The following is a 12,006-nucleotide window of genomic DNA, read 5'->3' on the forward strand; positions in this document are numbered from 1 at the left end:
AGAATCGGCATCCATTGCGCGGTGACGGCTCGATCCGACTGTTCAAACAGAATATTTCGCTACAAATGTGTAAGCAGAGGTAACAAACCCTCGGCTCGGCTTGGTCTGTACATGCCCCGATGGCACAATGCCTCCTCATTTTGCGATAGCCCATACTAGCCATGCCGCCACACTCATCATCGCTCTCAGCCCCAGTCCCATCACTCACGCGCAGTCAGGTGCTCGGGTTTAGCGCCCTATTGATCCTGCCGCTGCTGTTGCTCACTACGCTGCCCTGGCAGCCTTTTCTGATCGACTCCCTGCATTCAGGCTGGTTATGGTGGTCATACGCCCTGACCCGCATGGTCGATATTCCCGGGATCGGGGTCAGTGGCGCCCTCTTGCTGCTACTGACCCGCTACAAACTCAAACTGGAGTGGGCCTCCTTCATTGCGCTGGGGTGTGCACTGGCGGCCCTGCTTGCCAGCGACTGGGTGATCAAGAGCCTGGTCAAACACCTGACCGAAGAGCCCAGACCCTACCTGCTCTGGCTGGAGAGTCAGGGGCTGATCCCGGCCATTAAAAGCTTCTACGCCAGTAGCGTCGATGTACGCAGTGAGCAGGTGCATACGGCCAGTCAGTTGCTGGCCCTGCCAGAGTGGCTCGGCCACCACTGGCAAAAGGAGGTGAATTACGCCTTCCCCTCTGGCCACAGTATCGCCGCCATCAGCCTGGCCCAATTCTTTGGCCTCATCTGGCTGGCCCGCGCCCCCACGGGCGTCTGGCTACTGCCACTGTGGGCCCTGGGGGTTGGTCTGTCGCGCATGGTAATGGGGATGCACTGGCCGGTGGATGTGCTGGCCAGCGCCCTGCTTGGCACTGTCACGGCGCTGATCGCCGCCCGCTGGTGGCTGCACAGATATTGAATCCAGCGCCATCTTGCATAGGCTTCCTGCGTGGGATGGGAGGACAAGCCAACGCTTTTTTGCCATAATGCCGCCTCATTTTATCCCGACCGAGATCCCATGACCGACGCAGTTCATACCCTCAAGGGCCGTTTCCGTGGTTTTTACCCCGTCGTCATCGATGTTGAAACAGCCGGGTTCAACGCCAAGACCGATGCTTTGCTCGAAATCGCGGCTTACACCCTGAAAATGGATGAGCAGGGCTGGCTCGTTCCCGACCAGGTGTTCCACTTTCATGTCGAGCCCTTCGAAGGGGCCAATCTGGAAAAGGCCGCGCTGGAGTTCACCGGCATAGACCCCTACAACCCGTTGCGTGGCGCAGTCTCGGAAAAAGAGGCATTGACCGAGATCTTCAAGGGGATCCGCAAGGGGATGAAGGAACAGGATTGCGGCCGCGCCATCATAGTGGCCCACAACGCCACCTTCGATCACGGCTTCGTGATGGCCGCCGCCGAACGAGCAGGCCTCAAGCGCAATCCGTTCCACCCGTTTGCCACCTTCGACACCGCCGCCCTCTCCGGGCTTGCGCTGGGTCAGACCGTGCTGGCCAAAGCGTGCCAGAGCGCCCGCATCCCGTTTGACAATAAAGAGGCGCACTCTGCCCTCTATGACACCGAGCGCACCACCGAGTTGTTCTGTCATATCGTCAACCGCTGGAAGAGCATGGGGGGCTGGCCGCCAGCGTATCCGGATGACGACACACCGGATACCCCTGCCGATGACGACGTGCAGACATAAACAAATGAAGGCTGCCACTGGCAGCCTTCGCTTTTTGCGAAACGGGTTTGAACGCACAGCGCACCGATAATCACTATCAACCGTTATGTATGCGATCTATGGAGACAAACAGGTCGGAAAGCCTCATGTTGATCAACCCGGCGCCACAAGCAGCAGTGATATGGCCGGCTTGACCGATTTTTTACTCGACATTTGTCACATTTTTCGCAAACTAACCCCCCTTCATATGACAGACAGCAATAACAAACTATAAGGAAATCAAATGAATCCTGTTGTTATCGCAGTCGGGCTGATGCTGGTGCTCAGTCTGCTGCGGATCAATGTGGTGGTCTCGCTGGCGCTGGGGGCCATTGCTGGCGGCCTGGTGGGCGGGCTGTCGTTGACCGATACCCTCACCACCTTCAGCGGTGGCCTGGGCGGTGGCGCCGAGATTGCTCTCTCCTACGCCATGCTGGGCGCCTTTGCGGTTGCCATCTCCCGCTCCGGGATCACCGACCTGCTGGCCCGCAAGGTGATCAGCCAGTTGGGCAAGGGTGCCAGCTCGACCCGCATCATGTGGGTTAAAACCCTGCTGCTCTCTTCCGTGCTGGCCGTGGCCATCTCGTCCCAGAACCTGATCCCGGTTCATATCGCCTTTATTCCCATTCTGATCCCGCCGCTGCTGCATGTAATGGCGCAGATGCAGATCGACCGTCGTCAGGTGGCCTGTGTCATCACCTTTGGCCTGACCGCCACCTATATGGTGCTGCCGGTCGGCTTTGGCGGCATCTTCCTGAACAACATTCTGGCCAAGAACCTGATCGATAACGGCGTGCCCATCACCACCAGCCAGATCCCGCTGGCGATGGCCATTCCGGTTGCCGGTATGGTACTGGGCCTGCTGATTGCGGTATTCATCAGCTATCGCAAACCGCGCCAGTACGATCTGGCCAAGATCCTGGATGCCGAGCCCGAAGCGGTCGAGCTCAACCTCACTCATATCTGGGTGGCCCTGCTGGCCATTGGTGTAGCACTGGGGCTGCAGTTGATGACCAACAGCATCGTACTGGGTGCGCTGGCCGGTTTTGTCATCTTCACCTGCGGCGGCGTCATCAAGTTTCGCGAAAGCCAGGATGCTTTCACCCAGGGGGTGCGCATGATGTCGCTGATCGGCTTCATCATGATCTCCGCCGCCGGTTTTGCCGCGGTGATGAAGGCAACCCACGGGGTCGACTCTCTGGTACAGGTGGTCGCCTCCGGCATCGGCCAGCACAAGGGGATCGCCGCCTTCCTGATGCTGCTGGTGGGCCTGCTCATCACCATGGGGATCGGCTCCTCCTTCTCCACCGTGCCCATCATCGCCACCATCTATGTGCCGCTCTGTCTGCAGCTCGGCTTCTCACCGATGGCGATCATCGCGCTGGTCGGTACCGCTGGCGCGCTGGGGGATGCGGGGTCACCGGCCTCCGACTCTACCCTGGGCCCGACATCCGGCCTCAACGCCGATGGCCAGCACGACCATATCTGGGACAGCGTGGTGCCCACCTTTATTCACTACAACATCCCGCTGGTGATCTTCGGCTGGATTGCAGCCATGGTGCTCTGATCGCCCCTCTGACATCGAGCCATATACTGCAAAATACGAAACAAGAAGGCGACCTGATGGTCGCCTTCTTGATGATGACGTCACCTAATCACCAGGATATGGTCCCGAGAGGAGAAGCTCTTTATTGTGCTTCATGGATTCCCGGCTCTGGATGATTGCGCACTATAGTAGCCGCAGACTGTTTCGCTCTTAGTCAGTCTCTCGCCACTGATGCCATAACAACGTTTGCCTCTCCCCGCTTTGTGCGCGACACCCGCAGCCACATACCACGCCGATTAATTGCTCAGCGATTGGATATCATTTTGAAAAACTGATACTTAACTAGCTACACTAGCCATTATCAACATACAGGGACGTGTAAAAAATGAGCTTGATTGGCTTGGTGCTGGCATTGATCGCCATCCTTGGCGGCAACATGATCGAGGGTGGTCACCCCAGTGCACTGCTCGATCTGCCCGCATTCCTCATCGTGATCGGCGGCACCATAGGCGCTGCGCTGACCCAGTTCCCCTTCTCTGTCGTCGGTAGCACCATGAAGCGTTTCAAATGGCTGCTCTCTCCCCTCAAACTCGACATGCTGGAACAGGCCCAGTTACTGGAGACCCTGGCAGGCAATGCTCGCCGCAGCGGCATGCTGGCGCTGGAAGGGATGATCGAGGAGATCAAGGATCCCTTCCTGAAGAAAGGGGTGCAGATGATGGTCGATGGCTACGAGAAGAACAAAATCCACGAGGTGCTGGAGAACGAGATCGAATTTGAACAGGAAGATCTCGAACAGACGGTCAAATTCTATGAAGCCATGGGAGGCTACTGCCCGACCATGGGGATCGTCGGCGCGGTATTTGGCCTGATCCACGCCATGGGTCTGCTGGATGCCCCCGACAAGCTGGGTGGCGCCATCGCGGTGGCTTTTATCGCCACCATCTACGGGGTATCCGCCGCCAACCTGATCTTCTTGCCGTTCGGCAACCGCTACAAGGGGTTTGCCCACCAGATCCGCCACTACAAGGAGATGACTCTGACCGGCATTCTCTGCATCGTGGATGGCGAGTCCCAAGCACGCCTGCAAGTGACCCTCGAACCTTATCTGGGAGGCCATGGTGGCGAAAAAGAAAAAGGCTGAAGCGCCGGAGAACCACGAACGCTGGCTGGTCTCCTATGCCGACTTCATGACATTGCTGTTCGCCCTGTTTGTGGTGCTCTACTCCTTTGCCATGGCCAAGCAGTCCGAAACCCGGGTGCTTATCCAGGGCTTTATCGAGTCGCTGGGTAAAATCGGCCTCATCTCCCCGCCTGCCGGCTCACCCTTGATGCAGGGGGGCACAGGGATTCTCGAGCCGGAATCGAAGACCACGCCGAGCAGCCCGAAAGAAGAGACTGTACTGGAAAAAGATGCCCCCATGGCGGCATCGGACCCCTTCAACGAGACCATAGGTGCCTCGGAAAAACCGAGCGCCACCGAAGCCTGGCCCCACAAGACCAAGGAGCAGGAGTGGGTGCAGGTGACCAAGCAGAAGCTTGAGCAGCAACTCAAGGCCCAGATTGAATCGAAGGATCTCGAGGTCGAGCAACTCGGCAGTCAACTGGTGATCCGCATCGGCGAGAAGGCGCTATTCCCCTCCGATTCGGCGTTCCTGCAGCCCCAGTTCATCCCGCTGGTCAACAAGATCGCAGGCATTCTGGCCAATATCCCGGGGCAAGTAGTGGTCACCGGTCATACCGACAACTCCCAGGCGCCGGTGGAGCTTTATCGCAATAACTGGGAGCTCTCGGTGCTGCGGGCCTCTTCCATCGTGCAGACCATGCTGACCAACCCCCAGCTGGATGCCAGACGAGTCATCGCTCAGGGGGTTGCCGACACTCAACCCCGCTTTGCCAATGACACCCCTGAACATCGCCAGGCGAATCGCCGGGTCGATATCACCCTCTCTCAAGGCAAGGCCGCAGAAGAGTCGCTGCAACTGCTCAAGCCCTGATCCCCCCGCTCCTGCCTCGCGTGGGAGCCTCTTTTTAAAAACAAATAGCTCAATAATATCAACACCACAAGATCTTAATGATAATGATTGCCATTTATTGTCAAGTGGTCAGGCCTCTGCAATAATGCCGCCCCTCAGGCTTAAATAAAAACAATTATCATTATGAACAAACTGCTTCAGGCATGGCCGGCACTCTTGTGTGCCTCCGCTGGCGCGGCCGATCTCCCCCCTGTGGAGAAGGCTCGCAGCGACGACACCATCATTGTCACCGGGCAACGGGTACAACAGAAACTCTCCGATGTTTCCGGCTCCATCACCGTCATCACCCAGGAAGAGCTGGACCGTCAGGTCGCCAGCGAGCTGACTCATGTGTTTCGCAAGATCCCCGGTGTCTCGGTCACCGGCTCTGCCGGGCGACCGCAAAACATCAGCGTGCGCGGCATCGGGGGCAACCGTATCCTGCTGATCAAGGATGGGGTGCGCGTCAGCGACGGCTTTGGCGCCGACAACATCAATGACAAGGTGGGTCGCTTCAACTTCGACCTTGATGACATCAAGCAGATTGAGGTGGCCAAGGGGGCCGGCTCCTCCCTGCATGGCTCCGATGCCATCGGCGGCACCGTGGTGATGAATACCAAGCAGCCGGAAGATTATCTGCAACAGCAAGATAGCTATCTGGCGGCCAAAACCCTCTACGGTGGCGACAGCAACAAGAAGAAGCTCAGCATGACCGGCGCGGTACGGGCACTGGAGAGCGAACATCTGTTGCGCCTCTCCGGCTGGCGTGGCAACGAAACCGCCAACTTTGAGGAGAACCGCATTCCGGCTGATTTGGATGGCATGAGTGCCTCCACCAGCAGCCGCCTCCCCCTCAATGCCCATCACGCTCTGCGGCTGGAGCTGGACTACTACGAGGATCACGCCAAACGCCAGATGGGGCCCAAAGCGGTGCCCCAACCCGATGGCAGCTGGGACGTGGTCGGTTTTCAGGAAGATGGCGATCAGCACACCCAGGGCGGCAAGTTCAGCTGGGAGGCCAACGATCTGGGCATGATCGATACCCTCAACTGGAGCTTGTTTGGCAACCAGTCACGCAACGAAGCCAACCAGCGCCAGTTGCTGCGCAACGATGCCCTGAGCGGCTATCCCAGATATCGCAGCCAGCGCACCCTCTCCACCTTCGAGGAGCTGCGCCTTGGCAGTGAGCTGGAGCTGCAGAGCAAGCTGAGCACCGGCTCGCTGGATCACACCTTCAGCTACGGTGTGGAAGTGGAGCAGGCCAACCACGAGCGGCCGGTCAGCAATCTGACCCTGGAAGATGGCGTCACCACCCAGGGACAGAAAGCCCCCTTCAGCAAGGCCGAAACCCGCCGCGATGGCATCTGGCTGAGCGATGTGATCGATCTGGGCAACTGGCAGTTTACCCCGACCCTGCGCTTTGACCGCCAGCGCCTGCGCGCACCGGACAGCAATCTGGCCGAGAACCACAGCGACCACATCTCCCCCAGTGTGGCGGCCAGTTACCGCTTCAACGAGACATGGCGCAGCTGGCTCAGCTATGCCAACGGCTTCCGCGCCCCCGCTTACGATCAGGTTTACGGCAACATTCCTCACTACTTTGCCATGCCGCCGTTCGAGATCATTGCCAACCCCAACCTCAAGGAGGAGACCAGCCACAGTCTGGAGTGGGGAGTGAATGGGCAAAGCGACAACTGGAGCGTCAAACCGGCCGTTTTCTACAACCGCTACTACAACTTCATCGACTGGCGCCAGACCGGTTTTCGCCTCGATGACGGTGTCTTCCTGCGCCAATATCGCAACGTTGCCAAAGCAGAAACCTGGGGCGCCGAGCTGGCCGCCAGCCTCTGGCTGAGCGACGAGTGGGAGCTTTCGACCAATCTGGCCTGGATGGATGGCAAGGATCACCGCGGCGAGCCGCTGCGCACCCAGACACCGCTGGAAGGCAACACCACCCTGCGCTGGCAACAGCTCGACTGGGGGGTTGAGCTCAGTGGCAACTATGCCGCCGCCATGACCAAGGTGCCACAGTGCGCCAATGCGCAGACTGGCTACAACGGTGCCTGCCAGAGCAGCGCAGGCTGGTTCAGTCTGGATCTCACCGGCGACTGGCAGATCACCGAGGCGCTCAAGGTCAATGCCACCATCGGCAACCTGCTCGATACCCGCTACGTCCGCTATCAGGATGTGGCCGGACTTCCGGCTGGCAGCGATACCTCCCTCTACAGCCAGAGCGGCCGCTACCTGTCAGCCAGCCTCAGCTACCGTTTCGTGGGGATGTGATGAAGCATCATGCAATCATGGCGGCCCTGTTGGCCGCCCCGTTGGCGTGGGCGCAAGAGGCCCTGCCACCGCCGATCCCGTCCCAATCGCACCTGATTTCAGGCAATCCCGTACGCCAGGATCCCTACTTCTGGTTGCGGGACGAGAGCCGTAGCAACCCGGCCATTCTCGCCCTGCTCAAGCAGCAAAATCGCTGGAGCGAGCAGCAACTCGCCGCGCAGCAGCCGCTGGAGGCAACCTTGCGCGCCGAGTTTGCCCGTCATCCGGCGGGGGAATCTGTGCCAGAGAACTGGCTTGTCCGCGGCGATCAGGCATGGCTGCTGCGCCCGGATGGCTCACTCTGGCAACGCCACGGGGGCAAGGTGCAGCAACGGCTTCCCGCCAGAGCGGGTGAGGGCTATTACGACGCGGGCGGCTGGGCCCTGAGCCCGGATAACCGCACGCTGGCCATCGCCGAAGACAGGCGCGGCGATCTCGACTATCAGGTCACCCTGCTCGATCTCCAGAGCGGCAAGGTGCTGTCCAGTTTGGCGCAGCGCAGCGCTGATCTCGCCTGGTCACAAGATGGTCGCACCCTCTACACCATCGCCAACGAGCGCTACACCCTGCGCCCCTGGCAGCTGCGCGGCTGGCAGGATGGCCAGGAGCAGACTCTCTATGAGGAGCAGGATCCCGCCTGGCTGCTCAGCCTCTATCGCACCACGGATGGCCAGCATCTGGTGTTGCAGGGCAACAACCACGACAGCTCGGAGCAATACCTGCTCGACTCGGGCAAGCCGCAGCAGGTCAAACCCCGCCAGCGCGGGGTGGAATACTATCTGGACAGTCAATCCGGCTGGGTGATCAAGAGCAACCGGGAGGGGGCGTTTGCCCTCTACTCAGCCAGCACGCCGCTCGGTGAGTGGCAGCGCCTGTGGCCCGCCAAAGGGGAGGATCTCGGCGATCCCGAGAAGTGGCGGCTGTTTGATCGCCATCTGGTGGTGCAGTTTCGCCAGCAGGGGGAGGATTGGCTCGCCCTCCTCGATCGCAACGGCCATGAACGCCAGCGCCTGCCGCTGGCCAGTGGCGCAGGAACCGGCTGGCTGCAAGGAGAACATGACCCGGCCAGCGACCGCATTCTGGTGCGCAGTCAGGGCTTGAGCCAGCCCCCCGGCCAGCGCTGGCTGGATTTGACCAGCGGCCACTGGATCAACGACCGGCACATCGGTGACGACAAGGCATTGCCCTATCAGAGCGAGCGGCGCTGGATCACCTCTGCCGATGGCACCCGGGTACCTGTCTCTCTGGTGTGGCGCAAGGATCTGGCCCCTCGCGCCGTACTGCTCTACGGCTATGGCGCCTATGGCACGCCGATGCGCCCCTACTACCAGAAAGAGCTGTTGAGCCTGCTGGATCGGGGTTTTGTCTACGCCATCGCCCATGTGCGCGGCGGCGGCATGCTGGGGGAGCAGTGGACCCGCGACGGACGGAGCATCCACAAGCAGAACGGCATCAGCGACTTTATCGCAGCCGGTCACGCCCTGCGCCACTGGTCGCCCGACTCTGCTCCTCTGCCCCTGTTTGCCATGGGGGGCAGCGCGGGGGGCACGCTGGTTGCTGCGGCCCTCAACCAGCAACCGACACTCTTTAGCGGCGCCGTGTTGCAGGTTCCCTTCGTCGATATGCTCGGCACCATGAGCGATCCTGCCCTCCCCTTGACCCGTCAGGAGTATCAGGAGTGGGGCAACCCGGCCAAGCCCACAGAGTATCAGGCGATGCGCCGCATCAGCCCCTACGACAACCTGCACCGCGCCCCCTACCCGCCCCTGCTGGTCACTACCGCCCTGCACGATAGCCAGGTCCCCTACTGGGAGCCGGTCAAGTGGCTGGCTCGCCTGCGGGAGCACAGCACGGGCTCCGGACCCTACCTGCTGCTGACCGAACTGGAGGGTGGCCACCGCGCTGGTGGCGGCGATCGGGCTCGTGAATTTGCCTTCTTGTTGCATCTGGCGGGGATCAATCAATGACCCTGCCGCTGATTGGGAGTACCACTATGAAACCCCTGTTGCCCGCCCTCTTGCTGGGGCTGGCTGGCTTTGCCACCGAGGCCGCCGAACTGCGTTTTGTCGAACAGGACGCCCCGGCCGATCCCCGCCTCTGGCTCGAACAGCAGCTCGGCGTCACCCTGAGTGATGCCCCGGCCTATCAGCGCCAAGGCAAGCTGGGCCACTATCTGCATTATCGCCAGCAGCTCAATGGCGCACCGATCGCCGGCCTGATGGCCGCCGTCAGTCTCGATGAGCAGGGTCGCCCGTGGCGCCTTTATCACAATACCCGGCTGATGCAGGCACAGGCGGCTCCATGTGATGAAGCAAGCCGCGCCGGGGTGGATGCCTATACCGCCACGCTGGATGGTACGGTGTGGCAATTCGCTGGCAGTGACGAAGCCCAGCCCTGGTACTGGCAGGATGGCGACACCCTGACTGCGGCCTGGCGTCTGCTGGCGGTGGAAAGCCAGCCGGGCAACAGCAAGAGCAGCCACTGGCAACTGTTTGTCACCTGCGATGGCAGCGCCCTGCTGGGGCGCACGCTGCAAGAGGCCAGCACCCGTGCCGAAGCGGCCCCGCTGGCAGGGGAAGCGGCCACGGTGCAGGCCCGCATCTTTGCCCTAGACCCACGCACCCAACTGCAAGATGGCAACCTGCTGTGGCGCCACGATCTGGTGCTGGACAACCGGGCCTATCGCACCGTCCCGCTCAGGGTACAAAAGGTGGATGACACCTACCAGCTAAGTGGCCCACGCGCCCGGGTCGTGGATGGCACGGAACCGGAAACTGCCCCCTTTAGCAGCCCTGATGCCGATGGCTTCCAGCTGGATCACCAGCAGCCCGCCTTCCTCGATATCAATGGCTACTACCATCTGGATCTGGCACAGCGCCATGTGGAATCCCTTGGCTACCCGACGCTGATGGGCGGCCCCCTGGCCATCGATACCGATGCCGGGGAGCAGGACAACTCCCTCTATGACCCCTTCCTGCGCCGGTTGGAAATTGGCCGGATAGGGGTACCCGATGCGGAAGATCCCATGGTGATCTGGCACGAGTTTGGCCATGCGGTGCAGCACCATATCCTGCCCGACATGGGAGAAGAGGGTGACTGGGGCGCCATCGGCGAGGGCTTTAGCGACTATCTGGCCGCCAGCTGGCGCCAGCGCAGTCCCGAAGCCCGCCAGTTCGAGCCTTTCATGGTCTTCAACTGGGATGCCAGGATCAGCGGCCGGACGCCCCGTCAGCTCGATGATCTGCGGGCGCGCTATCATCCGGGCTTCCTCTATCCGGCTCACCTCACCATCAACGGCAGCAACGGCGACCAGCTGTGGGGCACCCCGCTCTTCACCGCGCTGCGCCAGGCCGTTGAACAGTATGGCGAGGTAGCCCGTGACGAGTTCGATACCCTGCTGATTGAATCCCACTTCGGCCTCGGCCCGCAGGTGCGGATGCCCCAGCTGGCGCGGGTCACCGTGGATACCGCCAACCGCCTCTATCCGGATCGCAGTTATGGCAAGCTGCTGGAGCAGGCCTTCCGCCACCACGCCCTGCTGCCCACGCCCATCGCGGCCCGCCTTGCCGATGACAGCTACCTGTTGCCCGGGGAGAAAAAGAGCCTCGCCATCGAATTGACCAACCAGAGCGGCCGCCCCCTGACCGTGGCTGACGCCAGCCTGCTCCCGAGCAAGGGGCTCATGGGTGACGGTCACTGGCAGGGAGAGCTCAACGCCGATGGCAGCGCCCGCTGGACCCTGCCGCTGGAAGCGGCGAGCAACCTGACCTGTGGCGAGGCAGTCACCTTGCCGCTGCAGTTCCAGCTCACCCTGCCCAGCCCCACCGAGCGCCAGACCCGCCTTGACCTGCAACTGCCGATCGGTGAACCGCTCTGGCAGCGGGCCATCGGTCAGGGTGGCCAGATCAAGGATGCGGTGAGCGATGAGCGGCACGGCCTGTCCCGCTTCACTCTCACCCTGCCCGAGAGCAAGGCCCGCATCGACAGCGGATTCGTGGTTGCCCTCGATCTGGAGCACAGCAAGCTGGAGCAGCTGGAGATCTGGCTCACCTCCCCTTACGGCACCCGGATCAGCCTGTGGAACAAGGGCTACGCCAGTCATACCCGGCTTAAGGGGGAGTTTCCCCGTGAACTGGTACCGTTCGAATCGCTAGACAAGCTGCACGGCGAACCGCTCGCTGGCCGCTGGCTGCTGGAGATCAACGACACCATCGCCGGTGACACCGGTCAGTTGCGCAACTGGCGGGTCGCCCAGCAAGTCGGCGCCCGCTGCGACAAGGATGAAGCCCTGCCCAACACCGGCATCATTCCCCTTGAGCAGGATGAAGGGGGTGGCGGCACGGCTTCCCCCCTGCTGCTGTTGCTGGCCCTCTGGCCCCGCCTCTGGCGCCGGAGCACCCCGCGCCGCTGAATCCTGCACCAC

8 protein-coding genes are annotated in these 12,006 nt (G+C 61.3%); all 8 read left to right on the plus strand.

Annotated features, from left to right (window positions below):
• Nucleotides 1–161 precede the first annotated feature (161 nt).
• The 8 genes from G5154_RS02775 (at nucleotide 162) to G5154_RS02810 (ending at nucleotide 11,994) form a co-directional block, all read left to right on the plus strand.
• Nucleotides 162–905 (plus strand): phosphatase PAP2 family protein, encoded by a 744-nt coding sequence (locus tag G5154_RS02775; protein WP_421250279.1) that lies wholly within the window; start codon nucleotides 162–164, stop codon nucleotides 903–905.
• Between the two features lie 99 nt (nucleotides 906–1,004).
• Nucleotides 1,005–1,682, plus strand: a complete 678-nt coding sequence (gene rnt / locus G5154_RS02780) for a ribonuclease T (RefSeq protein WP_005344934.1) — start codon at nucleotides 1,005–1,007, stop codon at nucleotides 1,680–1,682.
• 262 nt (nucleotides 1,683–1,944) lie between these two features.
• A complete protein-coding gene (locus tag G5154_RS02785) occupies nucleotides 1,945–3,267 on the plus strand; it encodes a Na+/H+ antiporter family protein (protein WP_421263860.1) in 1,323 nt (440 codons plus the stop codon).
• Between the two features lie 364 nt (nucleotides 3,268–3,631).
• Nucleotides 3,632–4,390, plus strand: a complete 759-nt coding sequence (locus tag G5154_RS02790) for a flagellar motor protein (RefSeq protein ID WP_335843154.1) — start codon at nucleotides 3,632–3,634, stop codon at nucleotides 4,388–4,390.
• Nucleotides 4,365–5,243 carry a flagellar motor protein MotB gene (locus G5154_RS02795; protein ID WP_181363243.1) on the plus strand — a complete coding sequence of 293 codons (879 nt, stop codon included), beginning with the start codon at nucleotides 4,365–4,367 and terminating at the stop codon, nucleotides 5,241–5,243. Before G5154_RS02790 ends, G5154_RS02795 begins: the two co-directional genes overlap by 26 nt.
• Nucleotides 5,244–5,405: 162 nt before the next feature.
• Nucleotides 5,406–7,544 (plus strand): TonB-dependent hemoglobin/transferrin/lactoferrin family receptor, encoded by a 2,139-nt coding sequence (locus tag G5154_RS02800; RefSeq protein ID WP_335837487.1) that lies wholly within the window; start codon nucleotides 5,406–5,408, stop codon nucleotides 7,542–7,544.
• Nucleotides 7,544–9,550, plus strand: coding sequence for a prolyl oligopeptidase family serine peptidase (locus G5154_RS02805; protein ID WP_304520818.1), 2,007 nt, complete (start codon nucleotides 7,544–7,546; stop codon nucleotides 9,548–9,550). Before G5154_RS02800 ends, G5154_RS02805 begins: the two co-directional genes overlap by 1 nt.
• Nucleotides 9,547–11,994 (plus strand): proprotein convertase P-domain-containing protein, encoded by a 2,448-nt coding sequence (locus tag G5154_RS02810; RefSeq protein WP_421250280.1) that lies wholly within the window; start codon nucleotides 9,547–9,549, stop codon nucleotides 11,992–11,994. The genes G5154_RS02805 and G5154_RS02810 overlap by 4 nt, the downstream gene beginning before the upstream one ends.
• Nucleotides 11,995–12,006: the final 12 nt, after the last annotated feature.

The sequence above is a fragment of the Aeromonas sp. 600527 genome, from assembly GCF_049175415.1.
Lineage (GTDB): Bacteria > Pseudomonadota > Gammaproteobacteria > Enterobacterales > Aeromonadaceae > Aeromonas > Aeromonas veronii_A.